Source organism: Sphingobacterium zeae, from assembly GCF_030818895.1.
In the GTDB taxonomy this organism is placed as follows: Bacteria; Bacteroidota; Bacteroidia; order Sphingobacteriales; family Sphingobacteriaceae; genus Sphingobacterium; species Sphingobacterium zeae.
Genome location: NZ_JAUTBA010000001.1, coordinates 1,446,387 through 1,471,936, shown reverse-complemented (window position 1 = coordinate 1,471,936; position 25,550 = coordinate 1,446,387). Strand labels below are relative to the sequence as shown.

General features: G+C 40.5%; 20 protein-coding genes. 14 read left to right on the top strand and 6 right to left on the bottom strand.

Annotation, left to right across the window (positions count from 1 at the left end):
- Position 1: 1 nt before the first annotated feature.
- Positions 2-1,057 (bottom strand): fatty acid desaturase, encoded by a 1,056-nt coding sequence (locus tag QE382_RS06065; protein ID WP_307185104.1) that lies wholly within the window; start codon positions 1,055-1,057, stop codon positions 2-4.
- A 171-nt stretch (positions 1,058-1,228) separates the two neighbouring features.
- Here QE382_RS06065 and QE382_RS06060 point away from each other — a divergent pair, with 171 nt between their 5' ends.
- Positions 1,229-1,723: a hypothetical protein gene (locus QE382_RS06060; RefSeq protein WP_307185103.1), complete on the top strand. Its 495-nt coding sequence runs from the start codon at positions 1,229-1,231 to the stop codon at positions 1,721-1,723.
- A 180-nt stretch (positions 1,724-1,903) separates the two neighbouring features.
- Here QE382_RS06060 and QE382_RS06055 read toward each other — a convergent pair whose 3' ends face one another.
- Positions 1,904-2,314, bottom strand: coding sequence for a hypothetical protein (locus QE382_RS06055; RefSeq protein ID WP_307185102.1), 411 nt, complete (start codon positions 2,312-2,314; stop codon positions 1,904-1,906).
- A gap of 281 nt (positions 2,315-2,595) precedes the next feature.
- On the bottom strand, positions 2,596-4,458 hold the full coding sequence (locus QE382_RS06050) for a vWA domain-containing protein (protein WP_307185101.1): 1,863 nt from the start codon (positions 4,456-4,458) through the stop codon (positions 2,596-2,598).
- Between the two features lie 80 nt (positions 4,459-4,538).
- Here QE382_RS06050 and QE382_RS06045 point away from each other — a divergent pair, with 80 nt between their 5' ends.
- The 3 genes from QE382_RS06045 to QE382_RS06035 all read left to right on the top strand — a co-directional run bounded on the left by QE382_RS06045 (position 4,539) and on the right by QE382_RS06035 (position 8,489).
- Positions 4,539-5,117, top strand: coding sequence for an RNA polymerase sigma factor (locus QE382_RS06045; RefSeq protein ID WP_307185100.1), 579 nt, complete (start codon positions 4,539-4,541; stop codon positions 5,115-5,117).
- Positions 5,104-6,372: a TonB family protein gene (locus QE382_RS06040; protein WP_307185099.1), complete on the top strand. Its 1,269-nt coding sequence runs from the start codon at positions 5,104-5,106 to the stop codon at positions 6,370-6,372. Before QE382_RS06045 ends, QE382_RS06040 begins: the two co-directional genes overlap by 14 nt.
- Positions 6,373-6,518: 146 nt before the next feature.
- Positions 6,519-8,489, top strand: a complete 1,971-nt coding sequence (locus QE382_RS06035; protein ID WP_307185098.1) for a transglutaminase family protein — start codon at positions 6,519-6,521, stop codon at positions 8,487-8,489.
- Between the two features lie 340 nt (positions 8,490-8,829).
- Here the strand turns inward: QE382_RS06035 and QE382_RS06030 are convergent, their stop codons facing one another.
- Positions 8,830-10,314 carry an aminotransferase-like domain-containing protein gene (locus QE382_RS06030; RefSeq protein ID WP_307185097.1) on the bottom strand — a complete coding sequence of 495 codons (1,485 nt, stop codon included), beginning with the start codon at positions 10,312-10,314 and terminating at the stop codon, positions 8,830-8,832.
- Between the two features lie 128 nt (positions 10,315-10,442).
- Here QE382_RS06030 and bioB point away from each other — a divergent pair, with 128 nt between their 5' ends.
- A complete protein-coding gene (bioB, locus tag QE382_RS06025) occupies positions 10,443-11,534 on the top strand; it encodes a biotin synthase BioB (protein WP_307185096.1) in 1,092 nt (363 codons plus the stop codon).
- A gap of 1 nt (position 11,535) precedes the next feature.
- On the opposite strand, the gene QE382_RS06020 is transcribed toward bioB, so the two are convergent.
- Positions 11,536-14,049: a phosphocholine-specific phospholipase C gene (locus QE382_RS06020; protein ID WP_307185095.1), complete on the bottom strand. Its 2,514-nt coding sequence runs from the start codon at positions 14,047-14,049 to the stop codon at positions 11,536-11,538.
- Between the two features lie 114 nt (positions 14,050-14,163).
- On the opposite strand from QE382_RS06020, the gene QE382_RS06015 reads away from it, so the two are divergent.
- The 7 genes from QE382_RS06015 to QE382_RS05985 all read left to right on the top strand — a co-directional run bounded on the left by QE382_RS06015 (position 14,164) and on the right by QE382_RS05985 (position 23,450).
- Positions 14,164-14,895, top strand: coding sequence for a response regulator transcription factor (locus QE382_RS06015; RefSeq protein ID WP_293882291.1), 732 nt, complete (start codon positions 14,164-14,166; stop codon positions 14,893-14,895).
- On the top strand, positions 14,892-16,265 hold the full coding sequence (locus QE382_RS06010) for a HAMP domain-containing sensor histidine kinase (RefSeq protein WP_307185094.1): 1,374 nt from the start codon (positions 14,892-14,894) through the stop codon (positions 16,263-16,265). The genes QE382_RS06015 and QE382_RS06010 overlap by 4 nt, the downstream gene beginning before the upstream one ends.
- A gap of 102 nt (positions 16,266-16,367) precedes the next feature.
- On the top strand, positions 16,368-17,702 hold the full coding sequence (locus tag QE382_RS06005) for a TolC family protein (RefSeq protein ID WP_307185093.1): 1,335 nt from the start codon (positions 16,368-16,370) through the stop codon (positions 17,700-17,702).
- Entirely contained in the window at positions 17,692-18,783 is a 1,092-nt protein-coding gene (locus QE382_RS06000; RefSeq protein ID WP_307185092.1) for an efflux RND transporter periplasmic adaptor subunit, read from the top strand. The genes QE382_RS06005 and QE382_RS06000 overlap by 11 nt, the downstream gene beginning before the upstream one ends.
- A 21-nt stretch (positions 18,784-18,804) precedes the next feature.
- Positions 18,805-21,912 carry an efflux RND transporter permease subunit gene (locus QE382_RS05995; protein WP_307185091.1) on the top strand — a complete coding sequence of 1,036 codons (3,108 nt, stop codon included), beginning with the start codon at positions 18,805-18,807 and terminating at the stop codon, positions 21,910-21,912.
- A 225-nt stretch (positions 21,913-22,137) separates the two neighbouring features.
- Positions 22,138-22,971: a sulfite exporter TauE/SafE family protein gene (locus tag QE382_RS05990; RefSeq protein ID WP_307185090.1), complete on the top strand. Its 834-nt coding sequence runs from the start codon at positions 22,138-22,140 to the stop codon at positions 22,969-22,971.
- A 77-nt stretch (positions 22,972-23,048) separates the two neighbouring features.
- A complete protein-coding gene (locus QE382_RS05985) occupies positions 23,049-23,450 on the top strand; it encodes a DUF1634 domain-containing protein (protein WP_307185089.1) in 402 nt (133 codons plus the stop codon).
- Positions 23,451-23,457: 7 nt separating this feature from the next.
- Here QE382_RS05985 and QE382_RS05980 read toward each other — a convergent pair whose 3' ends face one another.
- The gene (locus tag QE382_RS05980) at positions 23,458-23,997 is read right to left on the bottom strand and encodes a GNAT family N-acetyltransferase (RefSeq protein ID WP_307185088.1); all 540 of its coding nucleotides are present in this window, start codon (positions 23,995-23,997) and stop codon (positions 23,458-23,460) included.
- A gap of 245 nt (positions 23,998-24,242) precedes the next feature.
- Here QE382_RS05980 and QE382_RS05975 point away from each other — a divergent pair, with 245 nt between their 5' ends.
- Together QE382_RS05975 and QE382_RS05970 are read left to right on the top strand one after the other, a co-directional pair.
- Positions 24,243-24,830: a Crp/Fnr family transcriptional regulator gene (locus QE382_RS05975; protein ID WP_307185087.1), complete on the top strand. Its 588-nt coding sequence runs from the start codon at positions 24,243-24,245 to the stop codon at positions 24,828-24,830.
- Positions 24,831-24,933: 103 nt separating this feature from the next.
- Positions 24,934-25,527 carry a YceI family protein gene (locus QE382_RS05970; RefSeq protein ID WP_307185086.1) on the top strand — a complete coding sequence of 198 codons (594 nt, stop codon included), beginning with the start codon at positions 24,934-24,936 and terminating at the stop codon, positions 25,525-25,527.
- Positions 25,528-25,550 lie beyond the last annotated feature (23 nt).

Genomic DNA, 25,550 nt, shown 5'->3' with positions numbered 1-25,550 from the left:
GCTAAACTTCTTTTTTGGAAAGTTCACGAAAACGGTTTGCCCTTCTAAATGTTCCCAAATCATTAAAACGAACACCATACCGACGTAAGATATCCTGAGCTGCCTTACGACCAATATGCCGTACGTAAAAGGTTTCGTTAACCACAAAATGATGAATGCTGTGGGTCCAGCCGAAAAAGAAACAGAACAATTGCATCGGAAAAGTCCACCAAACTGTCAGCACCTGTGTCTGCTCCAAGACATTTCCTGCTTCAACATCACCAAAGTAATGCATATTTGATGTAATAAAATGTAAGCAAAATTGACGTAATAAGTTTGGTAAAAGAATAACATAAATTAACCCATCAAAACTTATTAACATGTTATCAACATACTGTGGAAAACTCAAATCTAACTCGAATGATGCATTAAGCCAATCCATTAGCAAGTCTGCGAAATAGAAATATAATACGACATGTGCAAAAATCGTCACCGGAACAATGCTCAAAAACATAATTCGTTTTAGTTTAGAAGAAGTTTCTAATTTTAGATTTCCATTTACGACTTCCTTATCCATATCGCTAAACATTCGGTGAAGGCGAAAAAGCCCTCCTAATACAATATCCGGAGTTGTCAACAGACGCTTTAGAGACCAACGTTCTCCATTTGTCACACTACGCTCCTCAACATCGTGCAACGTACCCGAAAACTTATGGTGATGATGATGTAGGGTTCTACGAATCCAAGGATTGACAGTCAATGGCCTTAAAATCCATACACTAAAAAGCATAAAATGATGAATACCTCTCTGTTTTTTAAAATAGAGCCAATGAATTAGATCGTGCTCAATTTCGTGCAACACGCCCATAAAAAATGCGTTGCTAATTATCATTAACCATGTCGGCACAACTGCGCGATACCAACCGATCGATACAAACAGAACCGCTAGGATTGCGATTGCAAATATGCACATCCCAATGCTGTTCTGACGTTTTAATATGGGGTATATTTCTTTAAGCTGCTGATAGGACTGATTTATTTCTTTCCTGATCTGGCTCGACTTTTCGTGATGTGTCAATTCGATATGATTTTTTTGATAAAAATAGGGATTTTTCGGTGTACTTCCCCTATACTAAGCCTTATGAATGCTTCCACAAAAAACTTCCGCAAAAAATATTTCTACACGCTGTAACAAAATGAGCTGATAGGCTACTAATAAATTAAAATCAACATATAAACATACACAATCATGGAAAAGAAATCAATTTATAACTGGAAAAATAATTTATTCGGAACAAAGTCTATCCTCTATTGCAATGATGCTGTGATCGGTAGCCTCGAATCTATTGATTGGAACTTAGATGCGCATGTTTCTATCCATAAAGACAAGTATCGCTTCATAAATAAAGGGCTTTTCAATCCATTCACAGAGATTCGAAATCAAAATAACGAGCTGATAGGTGATATTGAATACAATTCCTGGAAGAGTAAAGCTACCATTAGCCTGATCAATAAAAAATACACATGGAGCCCTAAAAATAGGTGGATGACCGCATGGCAAATTGAAGATGAGCTAGGAGAAGTTGTAGAAATCAAGTCCTCTTCGCTATCTAATGGCGGCAAAATAGAGAGCTGCGAAAACAGTGAATTGATCTTATCTATAAGTTTATATCTACAAAAGCGTACTACATTGATGTTTTCTATGGTCGCCTTAATTCCACTATTGATCTTAATACTCGTTTAACGTAGCAGCCAACTGCTAATACATATCAATTGAAGCAGATCTTTCATCGGGTCTGCTTTTTTGTGCAATCTGAGCAGTATAAACTACAGCACGCATTTATACGAATCTATATCCGTAACGGCAAGCGCATACCTTGCCGAACACTCTAGTATTCTTCAGACCAGAACGCTTCTAAAGTACTTAACTACTGAAAGGATCTGTCTTTTTCTCTGTTTTTACAATTTTAATCAGATGCTCCAGCGCATTTTTCAGACGCTTGGCGTCATCTTCAGTTTGGATAGCCCATAAAATTTCATCCGTGCTTGGCGACGACTTGAATCGGATTTGATAACCTGATTTTACCCTGGCAATGACAAGTACATCTGATTTCGCAATATCACTTCGAAAATGCTGGCCACTGGAAAGAAAGACTGTCAGCACTTTCCCGTCTACAGTCACCGTATCGACTTTTGTGTCCTTATAATGATAAGCAACTTTATACAGCTTGTTAATATAGGCCATTGTCTGCTGTTTATTCAAACCCGCATTTTGGGCTATCGTAGGTATAACGATACCAATTGCCAAAAGAAAGCACAAGAAGAAATTTTTCATTTATCTATTATTTTTTATTCTCGCATATTTACCTCACCATTGACAGCTAGGCCGATTCCTTTACAAGTGATCTCTATTTACCAAAACAACCCACCCCATTCACCACCTGAGCAGAATAGCCTGTAGCACCACTCGCAGGAGCAAAATACGTTCCTTTTATTTATGGCTTAAAAATATATTTTATTTACTTTTTTATCTATGACCCTCAAAACTAAACTATTTTCAGCGGCAGCCTTTCGGTTGTCACTGCTAAAAAATAGTTTTATATATGCTCTTCCTATTTATTCCTTCGATCTCGATAAGTCTCGCGCATTTTCAGCCATACGGATAAATTCAGCACGATAACCTTCCTCGTCTTTTCCTTTGGAAGCTTTTGCACGCACGATCAGCTGGTCAAAATTGGCCTTTTGCTTAAAATCAGAATCACGAAGTAGTAAACCAAGTTCCGCTACCGCTGTTGCAAAACGTAAATCTTCACTCACATTATTCAACTCCGTTACGGCTGTTCCTACCACCTTTTGCTGCAACTTACTTTTCTGCCCTTCAGGCTCCTTGTACCGAAATTTAACTGTTGCCAGTTCAGCATTTCTCCGTCCAGTTGCCGGATTTGCATGCTGCTGATATTTTAAGGGATCTACCGTTCCAACCATTCCCGACTCAACACCGATAGGTACAATTTCATACAAGGCTGTCACCACATGGCCTACGCCCATATCACCGCCCATCTTTTGATCATTATTGAAATCCTCGGCCTCCAGCATACGATTTTCGTATCCTACCAAACGATAGGCTTGCACATAACTTGGATTAAATTCGACCTGAATCTTTACATCTTTAGCAACAGTAAACAACGTTCCCCCAAATTCGGTCACCATCGCCTTTCGCGCTTCCGAAATATTATCGATATAAGCGTAATTTCCATGACCTTTGTCCGCAAGGATTTCCATCTTACTGTCCTTAAGATTCCCCATGCCATAACCGAGTACCGTAAGGAAAATGGCTGATTTACTTTCTTTCGCAATCAATTCCTCCATCGATTCGTCACTGTGCTCTCCAACATTGAAATCACCGTCACTCGCCAAAATAATTCGGTTGTTTCCACCTTTGATATATTGTTGCTTGGCAATTTCGTAAGCCTTCTTAATTCCCGCTGCACCAGCGGTACTCCCGCCTGCTTCCAGCTCTTCAATAGCCGATTTTATTTTCATCTTTTCGTCGCCAGGCGTACTTTCCAATTTTACCCCTGCCGATCCGGCATAAGTCACAATAGCCACATGGTCTATGTCACGAAGCTGATCAACCAACATCTTCATCGAAGCTTTTACTAAAGGCAGACGCCCCGGCCCCATCATCGATCCAGAAACATCAATCAAAAACACCAGATTAGAAGGTTTAAGCTTTGCCGTGGGCATATCTTTCGCTTTTAACGTTACGCGCATAAGTTGATGCGCAGTATTCCAGGGTGCCTTCGTCAATTCAGTGACAATATTTACAGGCTCACCAGAGTTAGGTCCAGCCACCTTATACTGAAAATAATTGATCATCTCTTCAACGCGTACCGCATCTTTATCAGGCAAACTTCCCGAATTGATAAAACGACGTACATTACTATAAGAGGCGACATCAACATCCGCCGCAAACGTTGATAAAGGTTCTTTAAGCGGATTGATAAACTTATTTTCCTTTACCTTCCGATAAGATTCCTGGTTTTGATTAGGCATGTATGCCGTGCCTCTGATATACAAACTTGACACTTGTCCAGAAAAAGCTGAATTAAAATGCATCATCGGTGCCGTCTGGCGCTTCACTTTGCGCTCATATCCGGTCACCACAACTTCGTCCAGTGTATTGTTCTGCTGCACCAAAGCCACATCAACCTTTGACCGATGGTTGACCGCGATCCGTTGCCCGACATATCCGATATAACTAAAAATCAAGGTATTTTTACCATCTTGGACCTGGATGCGATAATTTCCTTTATCATCAGTCAGACGCTGCTCTTTGGTTACGGCATTGCTTACCTGCACCCCGGCAAGAGCAATTCCCGTATATGCATCGACCACCTTACCGCTAACTTCATATCCCTGCTTGGCGTATCCACCGAAGGATAGCAACAAGCCTATCACAAATAGTATTGTTCTCATAACATTATTTTTTTGCCAAGGGATGCACGAAATATTAAATTTCCATAAACCAGAAAAAAAAAATACTTTTAGACTATATAATGTCCGCATTCAAGTCGTCAAAAATAGATACACCACAAGACCACGAGCTCTTGTTGCGCTATCAGGAGTCTATGGATCTCCAGGTATTGGGCGATCTATACCAGCGACATACCGAAATGGTATATTATGTTTGCTTAAGGTATCTCCTAGACTCCGAATTGAGCAAAGATGCGGTCATGAATATCTTTGAGGAATTAATATATAAAGTCAACAAGCAAGAAATCAAAGATTTTCCAAGATGGCTCTATGTATTAAGCAAAAATCATTGTCTGATGTATTTGAGGTCTCAAAAAAACAAATCTCAGATTTCTTTGGATGAATTTGTGAAATTTCCGGGAGACGTGCATCAGTATGAACAATATGATGAAAAAGAAGAACAGTTAACGGCCATGGAAGACTGCCTGGGCAAATTGCCAGAAAAACAGCAACAGTCGGTCAGACTTTTCTTTTTAGAGGAAAAATGTTACAAAGAGATCAGTGAATCTACCGGTTATAGCTTGAACGAAGTAAAGAGTTATATCCAAAATGGAAAACGGAATTTAAAAAATTGCATGGAGGCTTGGAATGAGCAACAGTAATTACGACATAGCATACTTAAAGAAATACGTCAACGGTGAACTATCTCCAACGGAGATGTACGCTCTTGAACGTGAGGCACAGCGTGACCCCATGTTGGCGGATATGCTGATGGGTATAGAGATGGATCAAAATAAAACCGTAATTGCAGCAATCAATCAGCAGATTAGCCAACGTGCAAAAAGGGATAAGGCTGCTAAAATTAAAATATTCGACTGGAAAAGGCTAGCCATCGCCGCCTCTACAGTAATTGTTTTGGGAGTAGGTCTTGTACTTTTCTGGCAGCAGGAAAAAAATAGATCTGAGTCAAAACGTACTGCCGACGTAAACGTTACCCAGGATAAGCCAAAAACAGCGGTTATAGAAGAAGACACTACCACGGGCACGGATGACATCAAGTCAAATATCGAACCGCAAGATCGCTCGCCACAATTAGCAGATAACAAAAGTCCCCGTTTTCGTGAACAACATCCACAAGAGGAGGTCGCGATTTTATCGCGCGAACCCTCCCTACGTGTAAAATCACTGGAAGAAATGGAAGGACGTCTTAATAGCGATCGTCCTGTATTTGGACTAAGACCACAAGACAGTGCGACCGTGATTGGCTATACACCGATGGCAATGAAAAAAGAGTCCTCTCAAACGATGATGCGGGGAAGCTCGACTTTCAATAATACACTTGCTGGCAAAGCTGCGGGGATTTCGTCAGTACAACAAGGAGGTATACCCCTTCAACTTACCGTTCGCGACAAAGAAACGGGCTTACCTCTTTCAGGAGTTACCATCATTCAACCCAATAGTAAATTGGCGACCAACACTGACGCGCAGGGACAGGCGACCATCCAACCAAGCTCGGTGGATTCACTCGTCGACATCGTGGCCCTAGGTTACAATACCGTCGCAGTGAATATGCGTCGCAGTAAAAATACAACCATCAGATTGCAGCCCTCCAGCAACTCACTGGATGAAGTTATCGTCACCACGATGTCTTCACGCAAATCAAAAAGTGCTGAACCGGTATGGGGCTGGAGATCATTCAACAATTATATCAAGAAAAAAACAGCCAAAAGCCGTTATGAAGGCACCGTACGCATAAGCTTCTATATTGATAAGGGCGGATCTCCAACAAATATCAGTATTCTACAAAGTGTAAACGATTACCTGGATGCCAAAGCCAAGGAAATTATACTTTCAGGTCCCAAATGGAAAGGAGAAGATTATCGATATGTTACATTAACCTTAGAATTCACGCTGTAGATACGTACAGCATATTTCCTAAACATAAAAGCAGACTAAACTTTTCAAAGCATTAATTTTTACACCAAATTAATACACAAAGTGATTTTGATTTAAAATTATTTCCTACTTTAGCGCTATAATTATTAACCATACAGTCATTTTTTATGAAAAGTTTTTTAACTGGCCTGCTCGTGCTTAGCTATTTATACGTACAAGCGCAAGATTTTTCATTCGGTAAAATAAAAAAGGAAGATTTTGCCATAAATATGGACAAAATAGACACGGCTGCAAATGCCTTTGTCTTACGTGAATATGGCTCAGCTGAAGTCAACTACAACAAGAATAAAGGTCTAATTGTGGAGTTTTTCAAACATGTACGCATTAAAATCTTAAATAAAGAAGCCTACAATTATGCAAACTTCAGCATTCCATTATACAAAAGCGGAAATGAACGGGAAGTTCTTATGGACATCAAGGGGGCATCCTATCATCTTGTCGGTGACAAAATTGTAGAAACAGAGATGACCAAAGCAAATATATTTTACGAAAACTCTTCAGAAAACTATGCAGTAACGAAAGCAGCTATTCCACAGGTTCAAGAAGGTACAATTATTGAATACCGCTATCGCACGGAGTCTCCATTTATCTTTAACCTAAATTCTTGGGAATTTCAGGAAGACCTTCCGAAACTTTATAGTCAATACGTTACGCGCATTCCCGAAATTTGCCATTATAAAGCCAATCTAAAAGGAGGGCTGGCCGTCAGTAACAGAAAAGTAGAAAATTACAATACAGGTCTATATTCTGAAGTCGGAGAAATCTTAGGAAGTAAAACCATCTATACCATGGAAAATATTCCAGCTTTCCATGCCGAAGATTATATGACTTCTTCCAAAAACTTTAGATCAATTATTTTCTTCGAACTCGGTCGATACAGTGTTCCAATGGGAACAACAAAAGACTTCTCGCTCACTTGGGAAAATGTCAGAGATAAACTGGTACAAAGTGAAAGCTTCGGTGGGCAGATTAAGCGAAAAGGTGCGTTGAAAGATTTTATCGACCCTATAGTACAAAACGCACAAGATGATCTCGAAAAAGCGGCGCGATTGTATTCCTATTTTCAAAAACAAATAAAATGGAACAATCAACATTCAATTTATGCAAAAAACATTAAAGAAGCCATTGAAAAAAGAACAGGCAATAGTGCAGATATCAACCTCGGACTTGTCAATGCTTTACGCTACGCGAAACTAGAGGCCACCCCTGTGATCTTATCTACGCGCGACAATGGATATGCCGGACTTTATGCACCCGCAATATCCGAGTTCAACCATGTGATTGCACAAGTAAAAATAGGTGAAAGTTACTATCTGCTGGACGCCACCTCTCCCTATGAAATGTTTGGAAATATTCCGATGAAATGTGTCAACTACCAGGGAAGATCGATTCCCCTTGAAGGTGAATCCGCCTGGGTAAAACTCGATGCAAATCTTCCGTCCACTTACAGTAACTTTTTCTACGGCGAACTATCTGAAAATGGTGAATTAAAAGGAAAATGGATAACATCACGGAATGGTTATGGTGCGTCCAAAATGCGAGAGCGTCTTCAAGGAAGCAATTCGGAAGAAGAATTTTATGAAAAAATAGACGAAGAAAATAATCGCATCAAAATCAACAGTTTTAAAGTATCTAACCGGGAATCACTTGATAAACCATTAACTGAGGAGTTTGAAATTGAGATTAAAAATTTTGCAACCTTGCAAAATGATCAGCTTCTATTCAATCCTTATATTGATACCAAAATGTCTAAAAATCCTTTCAATCTAACAGAGAGAAATTACCCAATTGACTTTGGTTCCTTAATTCAAGAAGAGAGTTATATGGAAATAAAACTGCCAAAAGGCTATTCCTACTCCATGGCAGATAAGTTAAAAAACATCAGTATGGCTCTTCCAGAACGCGCCGCAAGATATATCTTCAAAATCAACAATACGGCCGCCGATGTTTTAGTGATCGAATCTGCTACCCAATTAAATAAACCCTTGTTTATGCCCGAAGAATACTTTGATTTAAAAGAGTTTTTCAGCAGAATTATCCAAGCAGAAAAATTGGATGTCGTACTCAAAAAAATATAATAACCCTTAACAAAAACTTCATTTTATATTGATGATAAGCTTAAATAAGAATGATAAATTTGAATATCAAAAAAAAATAAAATGATTAAAGATTCAGATTTATTCGAACTAGAGCATACCTTCCTCGGAGAAGGTTTCGAATTGGATGGTGATGATATTATCACCGATGAAGACTAGGTCTTCACTTTTTAAGCAAGTATTATTCCCCTTATATAATCTCAAAGCCCAGACATTCTTTGCTGGGCTTTTTCTTTGCATCCTAAAAATGACTATCCGAATGAGCCAACGCGAATTTCGTGTTACAAAAGCAATCATTGGCTGCACACATGTTTTGTAAATTTCATGAGTTAATGTCCATCAAGTCCCCATAGGCCGACCTCAACAAATAAATTGCTTCCGACATACGCTGCTCGTCTAAATGAGCAAAACCCAATCGTAACGCACTAACCATCCTATTTTGATATAGACAACTGCTCGGGATCAATAACCCTTTGTCTCGTGCCTTTTCCTGCAAAACAGTCAATGAAAAAATAGGTTTGAACTGTACCCAAAAAGCCAGTCCAGCCTTCGGAACTGTGAAAGTAACCTCATCTTCAAAATAACGCCGCAACAACACCCCAAACAACTCTTTGCGCTCTGCAATTGTTTTCTGAAATTTGCGCTGATAACGAAAGATATCACCCTGATGAATAATTTCACCCAATGTTTTCTCAATCATAAAATTCGGTTTCCCAAAGATGTTCAGGTATTTTTTACCCTCCTCTAGCAGATCCTGAGGTGCGATCAAAAAATTCATTTGGAAGCCGGGGGCAAAGAAACTTCCGAAAGCACCAGTATAAATCACCCGGTTGCCTGCATTTTTCCGAAAAAGCGATTCCCCTTTTGTTTTAAAAAACGACGATTCGAAATCTACATCATCCTCAATAATGATAAAATCGTACTGCTCGGCCAGTTGTAACAGTTGAATTTTCCGCTTTTCGGAAAGGTTAACCGTCGTTGGATACTGACATCTGGAGTTGAGATAAACACATCTGATCTCGCCGGGCTTAAATTGATCGCCGATCCTATCTACAATCATACCATCCGCATCCACCGGAACGGTTTTTAGTTTGGCTCCTGCTTGACTAAGTATCATATTGGGAAGAAAATAACTTAAATTCTCCACCAGCACAACATCGTCACGCCGAATTAATAACCGGGATAAAATGGAAAAGATTTGCTCACGGCTGGCAATTGGCAAGACGAAGTTGCGCGAAAGATGAAATCCCCTGGTCAAGTTCAAATAATAACTTAACTGATCCCTAAAAAACAGATTCCCCTCCGTAGTGGTCGGAAAGTCATCACTTTTTTTTCTGCGTTTAACCATTGATGCGTAAAAACGTACCAGTTCCTCAGCACTAATAATACTGTAATCTGGTGTGCCATCCGTAAAATAGTACTTCGCTGAAGCTTCCAATTTAGGCATATCCAATATCAGCTCCTTTCGGAAAGTATAAGGAGCAAACTTAGGTGGCTGCCTAAATGCACCAATGGTCGATGTCGAAGCGTCAATACGTTCGGGATTTTTCACAAAAGTACCTCGATTGGGTACAATGTTCACCCAGCCCTGCTCCTGCAATTCAGCCAGTGCGGCTACGATAGTCTTTCGGTGCACTTTCAATTCATCTGCAATCTTTCGGCTGCCAGGCAACAAATCTCCATCCTCCAAGAAATTTCGCTTAACGGCATTAATAAATTGATACACAATCTGTAGATAGACGGCGTCATCCTTGCGACGGTCAATCTTAATAATGGAATGAAAAGCTATACCAACCGGACTACTCATTATGTTTATTACGGACGATCAAAGTTAAAATTTAATCTATAATCTTTGTAACCATGATAAAAAAACATCTTTAAATACGATGTCGAAACATTAGTTAGTGAGATAGACCCGATTTTATAACAAAACTTATGGATAACATGGAATCAAAACAAAAATGGACACAGGAAGAAGTTGTCGCCCTATACAACAAACCGTTGATGGAGCTTCTATATGAAGCTGCAACAACACATCGAAAATACCATGACCCAAATAAAGTGCAGGTATCCACATTGATTTCAATAAAAACAGGTGGATGTCCTGAAGACTGCGCTTACTGTCCACAAGCCGCACGTTATCATACACATGTAAAGGCAGAAAGCTTGATGAGCGTTGAACAGGTCAAACAGCAAGCCTTGGCTGCCAAAGCTCGTGGTAGTTCTCGGATCTGCATGGGAGCCGCCTGGCGCAATGTGAAGGATGGTCATGAGTTTGACCGTGTACTTGATATGGTTCGTACCTTAAACAAACTTGATATAGAAGTCTGCTGTACACTCGGAATGTTGACCGAAAACCAGGCACAACGTTTGTCTGAGGCTGGATTGTATGCCTACAATCACAACCTCGATTCATCTGCCGATTACTATCCGGAAATTATCTCCACCAGAAGTTACGATGATCGCCTGCAGACCATCGAAAATGTACGCAAAACAAATATCACAGTCTGTAGTGGAGGCATCATTGGAATGGGCGAAACGATTGCAGATCGTGCCAAAATGTTGATTACGCTTGCTTCACTTATCCCACAGCCCGAATCGGTGCCGATCAATGCGTTGGTGCCTGTCATGGGTACACCCATGGAGGCAATGGACACCGCATCCATCTGGGAGATGGTACGCATGGTTGCTACGGCGCGGATTTTATTGCCCAAAACCCAGGTCCGCCTATCGGCCGGACGAAACTATATGAGTAAGGAGGGACAAGCTTTATGCTTTTTCGCAGGAGCCAATTCGATTTTCTCTGGCGATAAACTACTCACCACGCCCAATCCCGACAGCAACGAAGACCTTGACCTATTTAAAACATTAGGTCTGGTCACACAGCAGCCGTTTGAGAAAAAAAGTCAGCCCCAAACCGTCACAAAAGAAATGGCAATTTATCACGATCTTGGAGAAAGACCCAAATGGTCAAGACCCGAACATACAGTTGTCCGCAACAGCGCTAAGCAGCAGAAGAAAGAATAATTTAGGCTAATAATGGATCAGTTGTGCCTTCAGCGCCTGTTTCCAGGCGTCCAGCAAGCTGGATAAGAAAATTGGTGTCGCCCTCAAGCCTTACCGCGAGATCATACCAATATCCATGTTTCTCCACGTTCAGATTTATTAAAACTTCTTCTTGTGCGTCTATTTCTTTCACCGTCGTATAGTGTTCATAATGGAGACTTTCAATAACTACACTTACCACGTGGTCAACGTTATTTTTCACCTTCAGCTGCAATCTTCCAGTAACCGATTGTGTCAAAGATTTATATTCAGGACACACCGCTGCCTGTATCGGTGACTTTGCTTTCTGTCCAGAAAATTTACGGTAAAACCCATTCGGACCATGCAATTCAAAAGCATAGCGATCTCCTTCAAATCGTCCCAGATCCCACTGATATGTCAAACGATCACCGGCCTTCACCGCAAAATTCCAATTACGATAGGTTTCGCTTTGTCCTTGTTCATCACGATAAGCGAGCGGGCTATACACATTGAAAGCCGTGCCTGCAGTTCTTTTTCCAAACAGCTTGTTGTCTACAGTCATCACGAGACAAAACTGTCCATCTTCCACATAGCCAACTGCTTCATGCGCATAAGGCAAATTTAAGGATTTACGAATCCCACGCTCCTGTATACGGTCAAATTCTGGAATCCAGACCTTTCTCTTCGCAAGTTCAGGATCATTGACTGCCACAAAAGCTCGCGGATTATCCTTAAATTGTGCCTTGTATATCGTTTCAATGTGCTGATTGCGGTCTAGGAAAGTGATCTGTTCTTTTTGCTGTGTAAAAGGTGTAAAGGCTGCAGTCAAATTACCACAGATCGTTCGACGCCATGCACTGATGTTTTCCAAATGCATATTCTTGTTCAGCTTTTTATTGAAGAAGTATTCCAAAAACTGCAAAGTAGATGTATGATCAAATACCTGAGAACACACCTTACCTCCCCGCGACCAGGGCGAAACAATATACATGGGCACACGAAAACCTAAGCCCACAGCTCCTTCACGCGCTTGCTTTTTAGCAATCCCCTGCTTCAGCTCATTTTCTAAACGTACCATTTCCACCTCCGTATCAATACCAGCAGAGCATGCCCCGGTGTCTTTTTTAGTTAAATCAGGAACAACAAATGGCTTTACGTGATCATAATAACCATCGTTTTCATCATAAGTAATGATAAAAATTGTTTTTTTCCAGATTTCAGGTTTTTTCGTTAAAATTTCCAAAACTTCGGACACATACCAAGCTCCGTACCAGGGAGCACTCGGATGATCCGAAAAATTTTGCGGACCAGCCAGCCAGGATACGGCTGGCAATCTACCGGTGTCAACATCCTTCCTGAATTGATAAAGAACGTCCCCTTTCGGAACTTCCAGCGTACCCTTTTTTCCTTTCCACTTAAAATGCAAGGTATCAAGCGACCTGTAATTATTGTCGCCCTTGTTTACCGTAAAAGCTCTTTCATTCAATGATTTAGCAAAATCACCTAACGCTTTATAATTGTCCGGATTATATTCTTTGAGTTCCTTCTCAGCTCGCTCCAATACCTCGCTTTTTTTACGGATATCAGCACGGATTTTTTCGGCTTGTTCCTCAGAGCCAGCAGACTTTTCTTCCAAGTTCGAAATCTGCACGGGTAAATCATGCACCTGTTTTTCCAGATTTCTGATATAGTTTTCCTTAAATTTAACGTGATAAGCCTGAAAGAACTCTAGTAAATTACATCCGAAATTTGACAACCATGCCCTTTCTTTCCCAGCAAATCCTCCGCCACAACTTGTCTCATTTTGATAAAAACGCCAGGTAATTCCATCCTTCTCAAGCAATTCCGGGAAAGTTTCCCAAGTCATTTTACCGTACGCAAAATCGTCGTTCCTAATATTTGCCTTTTGCAAGCCATCTTTCATTTCTGTAATCTTCCCCGTCCAAAAAAAGGAACGGTTCGGCGTGGTGCTTGTCATGCCTGAACAGAAATTCTGATCACACACGGTAAATGCATCCGCCAAAGCATAATGAAAAGGTAGATCCTCACGAGTAAAATACCCCAATGTTAACGGCATAGTCGCATATTCCTTATTGCCCGACTGCTTGGACAACAGCCACTGATCGTAGCGTCCGTGGTTAAAGGCATCCACTTGGCTCGCCCTACTGTGCGGAAGAGAACCCATCCAAGTTACTTTACTCTCTGTTAGATTTAATCGAAAGGGTGCATAGATCTTTCCATTCTTATCCGTTTGATACCATACGGGCAAACCGTTCGGTAAGCGGATTGACCGTGGATCATTGAAACCACGAACTCCTGAAAGCGTCCCAAGCGTATGATCGAAAGACCGATTTTCCTGCATAAGGATAACGATATGCTCGGCATCCAAAAAAGTACTTCCCATCTCAGGATCTATCGCAAAGGCTCTTTGGATTGAACCAGGCATAAAACTGGCAATACCTGCTGCTCCCGAAAATAGCAAAGTTTTCCTCAGAAACTCTCTTCTGCTTTCCATAATACTTATTTATAATTTCGAATTGAATCTACTTAGATTTCCTTTCCTTTCATATTTCTTCGTGTAATTCTTATGTTACTAAATGGAGGTATCATGAAATATCTTTTTGATAGGATGGCAAAAATTTGTTTATTTTTACGAAAGACAATAGATGGACGTATGGTAGATATTTTGCTACTCGAAGACGATAAGGTACTCTCGAAGGAGATTCGATCGTTTTTATTAAACCAAGGCTTTTCCTGCGATCAAGCCTTTGATGGAATTGAATTTTTGGCCAAAACGCACCAAAAGAAATATGGTTTTTTTCTATTGGATATTAACGTTCCAAAAATCAATGGCTTGGAAATCTGTAAAAAAATAAGACGCCATGATGCTTTTACGCCAATTATTATCCTTTCAGCTTATGATGATATAGACGACAAGAAAGAAGCGTTTCTTCGGGCAGCCGACGATTACCTGGTCAAACCATTCGTTTTAGATGAACTTTTAATGCGAATCTATTCCCTGTTACGCAGGCAACAACACAGTGACAGCAGTGATACAAAAACCTTAATCATAGATGATCTGGTTATTTATCCAGATGAAGCTCGCGTACTACGTGCCAATGAAGAGATTAATCTCACTCAAAAGGAATTTCAGCTGTTACTTATCTTAGCACAGGCAAAGGGCCGAACGTTATCAAAGCAGCATATTTCCGAAGAAGTGTGGCAGAATCAATTTCAGACAACACAGAATACAATAGAAGTATACATCAACTTTTTACGCAAGAAAATTGATAAGAATCATCCGAATAAACTTATCCATACACGACCTGGATTTGGCTATTTTCTATCGGCAGACAAATGAATTTGAAGAAGAAAATAGCCATTAGTTTCAGCATCGCATTTTCCGTCCTTTTTGGAGTAGCAATGTTAATTATCTATTATGCTAGTTTCGACTTTCGTAAAGATCAATTCCGCCAGCGGCTGATCGATAAATTGGATAATATATCTCATTACATCGCCAGCAACCCCTATTTCAATAGACAGTCCTATAAAAATTACTTTCACGACGATGAAGATGGTTTATTCTACGAAGATGTTATCATTCTCGACAAAAATAAACAATTGGTCTTTAGCACTGTCAAGGACCAAACCGTTACCTGGAGCGCGTCAATTGTTAATCGGCTCGATCATGAAAAGCAGATCTTCTACAACCAGGACCAATATGAGACATTTGCCAAATATTATCGCATTAATGGGTCCCCCTACTATATTATCGTAAAAGCACAGGATTATTCCGGAAATGAAAAAATGGACCATCTAGCGCTTGTCCTCACGATACTATTTATCCTGAGTGCGGCTTTAGTGTGGGTATTCAGCTATAATCTCATCCAACGGCTGTTGGTCCCGCTGGATAAATTAAAAGACAATATTACGCAGATTAATGCCAGCAGACTCACTAAACCTGTTGAGTACACAGGAAATACCGACGAAATTACTGTACTAACCCGAGCATTTAACACGATGTTATTACGACTTTCTACTGCTTTCGAATCGCAGAAAGAATTTAATTCCAGCGCTTCCCACGAATTACGAACACCACTTGCACGAATGTCTTTTCAACTTGAAAACCTGTACCATCAGAACCAGTTAAGTGAAGAGGTGAGGCAGGTATTACGCAACATATCCAAAGAAACATTGCACCTCTCAGAAGTCACAGATTCGCTGATGCTTCTTTCAAAATTTGATTCGGAACGTTTAAAAATGACGTATAAAGAAGAGCGAATCGATGAAATTATATTTATGGCCTATGAAAAAGTAGCCAAAGTATTCCCCGACCTTCAACTGGATTTTTCAATTAGCGGAACTGAAGACCCCAAACTCAGCATTTTTTGTTCCGCTCAATTGATTGAAATCGCTTTTGTAAATTTATTTAAGAATGCTGCGCTCTATTCAGACAACAGGGAGGTAAAAGTCACATTGATAGAATCAGCACAAGAACTAAAAGTGCTTGTTAGTAATACGGGGCCCGCCTTGAGTACCAGCGACCAAAAGCGAATTTTTGATGCATTCAGCCGCGGAGAAAATGCTATTGAGACAACAGGATCCGGATTGGGGCTGCGCATTGTTCAGCGCATCATGCAATCGCATCATGCGACAATTGAATACCAAGCCAATAAAAAGCATGGCAAGCATACCTTCGTGTTACTATTTAAATTACAAGCTCCCGAGTAAAAACAGTATCGATAGAAACTTCCTTTTTAAGCTTTTTTTAAGCATTTCTTAAGGCGTCTTTAATTTTCGACCAGTTATTTTGTTTCATCAGTTTTGAAACAAATGACAAAGACACCTCTCTTATTTTTATTGCTTTTCAATGGTATAGCATTTGCCCAGCAGAGACCGCCGCGAACAGATTATGTGCGTATGGATGAAAGTACACTTATAAAAAAGCAAGGCGATATCGCCGGACAACAAATGACGCTTCGAGAATGCGAAGCAGCATTTGTACAGAGCAATCTTTCTCTACTTGCCCAACAATATGACATCAGTCAGGCCGAGGCAGACGTCATACAAGCTAAAATATGGGAGCTGCCACAGCTGGAAATGAATGTTAACGCCTATGATCCACAGAACAAAAAGGTATTCCACGTCGGTCCTTCTAAAGAAGCCAGTATATCCCAATTGATCTATCTCGGTGGAAAAAAGAAAAATCAAGTAGAATTCGCCAAATCGAATGTCGAACTTGCCAAACTACAATTCAGTCAACTGCTGGCCAGTCTTCGCGCACAACTCCGTACAACTTTCTATTCCCTTTACTTTGAACAGCATAAATTGGCAGATATCAAAATTCAGCTTGACTATCTAAATAGTCTACTAACGGCATACAAAGAACAAGGTAAGAAAGGAAACATTTCATTAAAAGATCAAGTTCGCCTTCAAACAATGGCTATCGATCTCAATAATGAAAAAACAACTGCGATCAACAATAGCATTAACTTACAACAACAATTACGTGTACTCATCTCCAGTCAGGAAGACGTACGACCGAACCTAACCGATCAAGAAGCAGATCAGGAACTTGCCATAAAACCAACAATGCCTTTGGACAAAATCTTCCAATTGGCGTTGGAAAACAATGCTGATTATCAATTTGCATTAAAAACCTCGGAAAGCGCACAGTTATTTACAACATGGCAACAATCATTAAATACGCCTGACATCAATCTTGGGCTTGCCTATAGTCAAAATTCAGGTGCTTTTCGCAATGAAATTAACTTAACGGCAGCAATTCCACTCCCGCTATGGAAACAAAATAAAGGAAATGTAATCAAAGCAAAATACGCCGAAGAAGAAGCAAAGAAAAATATTGAAGTCCAACGGCAGCAGCTCGAATCACAGATCCGTTCCAATTACCTGTCCTGGGAAAACCAATACAATCAGTATTTTACCATTACACCTGACGACCTCCACGACATTGCAGTGGTCTATGATGGCGTATTTAACAATTTCAGAAAAGGTAACATCTCCCTCGTGGAATTCACTGATTTTATGGATAGCTACCGCATATCCATGCTGAAGCTATATGATATGAAAAAGGAAATTATTCTCAATGCCGAACAATTAAACTACCTGGCGCAAACATCTATATTCAACTCAACTCATGTCAAATAAACAACTTCTCATAGCCACAGTGGCTGTAGTGCTACTCTACTCTTGCAAAAATCATAAAGAAACGGATAATACAGCCGTTGGCAAAGGTTTCGAAATGAGTGAGACGATGCTAAAATCGACCAGTTTTGCAACGGTTAAAAAAGAAAATGTGAGCGAAGAACTCAATTTCTTTGGTAAAATATCTGCTGATCAGAACAATTACATCGATATCTTCCCTCTCGTTGGCGGTAATGTGGTATCCGTGAATGCGTCCTTGGGCGATTATGTACACAAAGGTCAGGTATTGGCCACAATCAGAAGTACAGAAGTTGCAGGCATACAGAAAGATCTTTCGGATGCCAAAACAGATGTATTGCTTGCCGAAAAAAACTACCGTGTAGCGGAAGACATGTATACAGGTAAACTGAGTACAGATAAGGACATGCTGGAAGCAAAAGGACAGTTAACGAAAGCCAAAGAGCAGCTCCGCCGCTCTGAAGCAGTCAGTCAGATCTATAATGTTCGACGCGGCAATATATATTCGGTGGTATCGCCAATCGATGGATACATCGTACAAAAAAATATCAACAAGGATATGCAACTGCGGAGTGACCGAAGCGACAACATCTTCGATGTGGCCAATACAAAAGATGTATGGGCCATCCTGAATGTCAACGAAACAGATATTGAAAAGATTAGTATGGGCATGCCTGCCGTGGTGTCAACGCTGAGTTACCCGGACAAAAAATTTCAAGGTAGTATCGACAAAATTTTTAAGATTATCGACCCACAGACCAATTCTATGCAGGCCCGTGTGGTACTCGACAATAAAGATGGACTACTTATTCCAGATAGTAAGGCCACCATTAAAGTAGCACATCGATCCAACACACAGGCGCTAGCTGTTCCTTCGGACGCAGTCATTTTCGATCAAAACAAATATTTCGTATTGGTTTACAAATCTCCAAATGACATCAAGATTCGTGAAATCCTGCCGATAAAGCAAAACGAAGAAACAACCTATATGTCTACGGGACTACAGGAAGGAGAGAAAGTTGTTGTAAACAATAAACTTTTGATCTATAGAGCACTGAATAATTAATCTGCCTTAGCATTTACACGAATGAACAAATTCATTAAGAATATCATTGCCTTTTCCATAAAAAATAAAGCTTTTACCTTTATTTGGGTGGCTATCTTGGCTATTTCTGGTTTTATCAGTTTTAAAAGTATGCCCATTGAGGCATTTCCGGATGTTACCAATACACAGATAACCATCATTACCCAATGGAATGGTCGGAGTGCAGAGGAAGTCGAACGTTTTGTGACTACACCGATTGAATTGGGCATGAGCCCGGTACAAAAGAAAACGAGTATACGTAGCACGACCATGTTTGGCCTCTCCATTGTCAAAATCATCTTTGATGATGGTGTCGACGATACTTTTGCCCGCAACCAAGTCAATAACCTCCTGCGATCCGTGAGCTTGCCAGACGATGTCGATCCGGATGTACAGCCCCCTTACGGTCCTACTGGAGAAATTTTCCGCTATACATTACACAGCGATCAACGCAATTCACGCGACCTTCTTACTTTACAGACATGGGTCATTGATCGGGCGCTGCGGGGTGTCCCCGGTGTAGCCGATATCAATGTTTTTGGCGGACAAGATTTGGTTTACGAAATCAGTACGGACCCTATAAAACTCGACAAATTTAATCTGACACCCTTGCAGGTATTTGACGCCGTGAGCAAAAGTAACCTGAATGTCGGTGGAGATGTCATCGAAAAAAGCGGTCAATCCTACGTAGTACGTGGTATTGGTCTAGTCAACTCAATCAATGATATCGAAAATATCACCGTAATCAATCAAAAGGGAAATCCTGTATTCGTCAAGAATGTGGCTGAAGTGAAAGAAAGCGCGATGCCTCGCGTGGGTCAAGCCGGTTTTGGAAAGGATGATGATGTGGTAGCAGGAACCATCGTAATGCGAAAAGGTGAAAATCCAAGAGAGGTATTGACTGCTGTAAAAGCGAAAATAGATGAGCTTAACAACAAAATCCTCCCCAAAGACGTCAAGATGCAAACTTTCTATGACCGTGACAACCTCATGGATTTTACGACACATACCGTTATGCATAACTTGATCGAAGGTATTGTGCTTGTCACCTTGATGGTACTGCTCTTTATGGCAGACTGGCGCACCACAGTTATCGTTTCCATTATCATACCACTCGCTTTACTTTTTGCTTTTCTATGCCTTAAATTGGCCGGTATGAGTGCCAATCTGCTTTCTTTGGGCGCGGTAGACTTCGGTATTATTATCGACGGAGCCGTGGTTATGGTGGAGGGAATATTTGTCATGCTGGACCATAAGGCACACAAACTTGGCATGGAAAAATTCAACAAGATGGCCAAAGCAGGCTGGATCAAACAGACAGGAACGGGATTGGGAAAAGCCATCTTTTTTTCCAAACTGATTATCATTACCTCATTGATTCCTATTTTCTCCTTCCAGAAGGTAGAAGGAAAGATGTTTGCGCCACTAGCCTTTACCCTAGGTTTTGCCTTATTGGGAGCGCTGCTTTTCACCTTAACGCTCGTTCCTGCTTTATCACATATTCTGCTCAATAAAAATGTGCGCGAGCGCCACAATCCCTTTGTGGAATTCTGGAATAGAGTCGTCGCTAAGGGATTTGGTTTCACGTTTAGAAACAAACGTCTGAGCATGATCCTCGCAATTACTTTATTGGCGGTAGTCTTGTTTTCAGCAAAATTTTTAGGAACAGAATTTTTACCAACTTTAAACGAAGGATCCCTTTGGGTTACTGCCGAGATGCCTATGAGTACTTCTTTACGTGAATCGGTTAAAACAACTAAACTATTAAAAAGTACGTTGGAAACCTTTCCTGAAGTCACTGGTGTGCTCTCCCAAACTGGACGGAGCAACGATGGTACAGATCCTAACGGGTTTGGTTTTGTTCAGTTTGCCGTAGCGCTAAAACCCAAAGAAGAATGGACGCGCAAAATCACTATGGATCAGCTGATTGATGAAATGGACCACAAACTCAAACAATATCAAGGCATTACCTACAACTATTCACAGCCTATTTCGGATAATGTTGCTGAGGCAGTTGCTGGTTTCAAAGCTGAAAACGGAATTAAGATTTTTGGCGACGACCTCACGACCTTAGACCGGCTTGCAAAAGAAGTTTATGCACAAGTAAAAGGTATACAGGGAATTAAAGATCCCGGTATTATTCTCAATATTGGCCAGCCCGAAGTGAGCGTGGTATTGGATCGGACCCGCATGGCAGCTTTCAACGTGCTACCGGCAGATGCACAGGCGGTACTCGAAATGGCCTTCGGCGGAAAAACAGCCTCGATCTTGTACGATGGCGAACGGAAATTCAACATTCGTCTGCGCTACGCTCCCGAATACCGGAAAACAGAAAAAGATATTGCACAGCTGATGGTTCCCTGCGGTGATGGCACATTAATTCCGTTGAAAAGTATTGCCACCATTGAAAAAGATAACGGTGCTGCTTTTATCTATCGTGACAACATCAAACGCTATATCGGCATCAAATTTTCCATCCGTGACCGTGATTTAGGAAGCACCATTGCAGAAGCACAACAAAAAGTCGGTAAAATAAAGCTGCCTGAAGGGTATTCCATTGGCTGGACTGGGCAATTTGAAAATCAGCAACGTGCTACACACCGTTTAGCTCAGGTGGTTCCGATCAGTCTGGTCGTTATCTTCTTCTTACTATTCATTCTGTTTGGTAATATCAAAGACTCGTTGCTCGTATTAGCCAACGTTCCTTTTGCACTGATTGGCGGAATTATAGCTTTACACGTTACAGGTATGAATTTTGGAATATCGGCAGGTGTAGGTATGATTGCATTATTTGGTATATGTATCCAGAATGGAGTTATCCTGATTTCAGAATTCCATCAAAATAAGAAAGATGGACTACCGAATGACCAATCGATCTATAAAGGTGTAAAATCGCGAACAAGACCCGTGGTTATGACAGCATTGATGGCTTCTATAGGACTCCTACCAGCTGCACTATCTACCGGTATCGGTTCGGAATCACAAAAACCGCTGGCGATCGTGATCATCGGCGGATTAATCTCAGCAACTATATTGACCTTGCTAATTTTTCCGATCATCTATGATATCTTCAATAGAAAAGAAAAGATACAGCAAACAATAGCTGAATAGTGTTGTCTATAGCTTAGATACATTTACTCAGATCAATGCGCGCCATCGACAATGCACTAAGCGATAAGGCCACAACACAGACCAATTGCATAGGCAGTATCGATGTAACAATTGTATCTCTTGCGGCTTTTAAATTTAAAAAGCGATAAAAAGCCCTTAATTTTGCAACAAATTACCTTCCTTAAAACAATTTGTGTGTTAAGGATCAAAACAAATAATATATTTATGACTATTCTCACGTTTACAATCATCCTTCTCTTAGGGGCTTATGTAGCAGGGTTATTAGGATCGCTGACAGGCTTAGGGGGTGGGGTCGTTGTGATACCTTTATTAACACTCTTCTTTCATGTTGATATTCGTTATGCCATAGGAGCAGCATTGCTTGCTTCCATAGCCACTTCTTCTGGTGCTGCAACAGCTTATGTCAAGGAAGGCATTACCAATATCCGGCTAGGTATGTTTTTAGAAATCGCTACCACCATTGGGGCAGTCATTGGAGCTGTTATCGCCATCTATATGCCGACGAATACCATCGCCATAATCTTTGGTTTTGTACTGATCTTCTCGGCAGCCATGACGGTGCGTAAAAAAAATGAGCACGCAAACGCTGGCGGTTCCCCGTTAGCTGAAAAACTGAAGCTAAACAGTACGTATCCTGTTGAGGGGAAATTAATCCCCTACAAGCTAACCAATATTGTGGGTGGCTTTTCATTAATGGGTGTGGCGGGTGTTATCTCCGGTTTATTGGGGATCGGTTCCGGATCCCTTAAAGTACTTGCAATGGATAGCATGATGAAAATTCCATTTAAAGTCAGTACAACAACGAGTAACTTTATGATCGGTGTTACCGCAGCAGCATCTGCAGTCGTGTATCTGCAGAGAGGTTATATGGATCCCGGTATCGCATTTCCGGTAATTTTAGGCGTATTAGGTGGTGCCATTACAGGATCTAAGCTCCTAAAACGTATGAATCCAAAGACTTTACGGATCATTTTCGCTGTCGCCATAACTTTCGTGGCCTTAGAGATGATTTTCAACGGATTCCAACAAAAATTTTAAAAAATATACGTTGCAATTAGCATAATTAATAGTGTAAGATCCTTCACCAATAGGAAGAAGGAAAACAAAGCATCAAAATGAAACACGTATTTTCCAAACATTATTGGGGAGACAAAGATATCTCACTACTCGTCGGACAAATTTTACGAACAGGAGTTGTCATCGCTTCTTCCATTCTCGTCCTGGGTGGCATCCTTTACCTCATCGTTCATGGACAGGAAACTGTACCGAATTACAGCGATTTTGTCGGTGAGGGAAACGCCAACACCACAATTACTGGGATCATTACTGGCGCATTAAGCCGAAACGTTCCCCAAATCATACAGCTTGGTGTCCTTTTATTGATTTTCACCCCTATTGTACGGGTAATTGGTTCACTATTTGGATTTGTAATCGAAAAGGACAAGCTTTATATCATCATTACATTGATCGTATTAGCTGTCATTATAGGGAGCATACTAAGCGGCGTCAAGGGGTAAAATTGCCTTATCTCTTGGCGCGCAGCCAAGAAGATTTCTGCAGCATATATTCAATGTTCTTCCTTTCAGGTTCATTTACGTAGCTCACGATCCGCTCCGCGACTTTGATTGCCCCCAAGCGTTCCACAGCCTTCTGCGAGCGATAATTCTCCGCACCAACATGCATTAAAATGCTGTCTACAAAATTGAAAGCAAAGTCAAACATCATCTCTTTTACCAAAGGATTAATGCCCACCCCCCAATAAGCGCGCGCATAAAAGGTAAATCCAACAAAAATTGATCTCCCAACCTGGTCAAGCCCATAATACCGTGTACTGCCAATGCATGTATTATTCTTTTTGTCATAGATTAAATAAGCTGATTTACTTGCCAAAGCAGCCTCAAAAAATTGGCGGAAAACATCTTCTTTCCAACGGTCTTTATTGGGATGCTGTTCCCAGATCAGCGGATCCTTGGCAACTTGGTATAGCGCATCGAAGTCCGATGGGTTCATGATCCTCAATAAGACATTATCATTTTCGAGCGTGTTGGGAGCGACAAACTTCATGCGACACAGTGCTAGTTTAGTAATTAAAATATTTCAATTGCTACAGAATATACCAATTAATGATGAAATTAGCTAAATTAAGGGGCCCGCAAGACAAATATTACATAAAAATGTAGATGTTAACAAAAATTTAAATCAAATATGAAGCTAAGCTAGTGCAACTTATTCCTATTCTAAAGTAGGTATTGATAGGAATCTCACCGCATCTTAAATTAGCTTTACAAAATTTTGTATTTTACAGCCAAATGGAACAATTTAGGGAATTTGTAAAACAACGCATTGATGTCACAGAGGACGAGCTGAATGACATTGTTTCGCGTTATCAAGTCAAAAAAATAAAGAAAAAAGAGTACTTTCTACGCGCCGGTGAAATCTGCCATCATGAAGCATATGTGCTGAGCGGTCTATTTAAATCATTCTATATCACTGCCGACGGGATAGAACATATACTACAATTTGCGATTGAAGATTGGTGGATTGGAGATATTGCGAGCTTCAACTATCAGGAGCCGGCACTACAAAACATTCAGGCGCTAGAAAATGCTGTCGTACTTACCCTCTCAAAAAAAGATAAAGACAAACTGTACAAAGACCATCCAATCTTTGAAAAACTTTCTCGGATAATGGCACAGCGTGCACAGGTCGCATCCCAACATCGCATCATTTCGAGTATCGGATTTACGGCTCAGGAGAGATATCTTGATTTTATCAAGAGGTATCCCAAAATTTACCCGAGGATTTCAAATATGCAATTAGCATCCTATCTGGGCGTCACACAAGAGTTTCTTAGTCGCCTAAAAAGACAGCTCTTAAAACCTAATCGAAATTCTTGACCTACATCAATTTTTTCTTTCCAAGTTTATACCAACTTTGCAGAAGTTTGTTCAAACAAACAATTTGAACATATTTCAGTTATATAAATAAAAAGAAAACAAGATGAATAGATTTTTCCAAGTTTTGGCAGTAGCAGTATTAATGATTAATGTTGCTGTAGCACAAGTAAAATGGTCTGCAGACCCAGCGCACACAAATGCAAGATTTGACGTAAAACACCTAGGTATCAGCTTTGTTGATGGTGAATTTACAAAAGTAGAAGGTACAGTTGAAACTGCAACAGGTACAAGTTTTAACAATGCCAAAATCAATTTTTCTATTGATGTCAACAGTATCGATACACGTGTCGCTGCCCGTGACAACCACTTGAAAACTGACGATTTCTTTGCTGCGGAAAAATTCCCTAAAATGACCTTGAAGTCTGTTAGTTTTAACAATGCAAAAGTAAAAGGAAAATATGTAATGGTAGCGGATCTAACAATCCGTGATGTAACGAAAAAAGTGACTTTCGAGGTTACTCAAAATGGAGGAATCATTACTGATCCTTGGGGCAAAACACGTGCAGGCTTCACTGCTAAAACAACAATTAACCGCCACGACTTTGGCTTGAAATACAACGATAAACTACCTTCGGGTGTAGAAGCTGTTGCTTCGGATGTTGATATCATTGTAAACACTGAATTGGTGTTAAATTAATTGGAAAATAATAAATCACACAA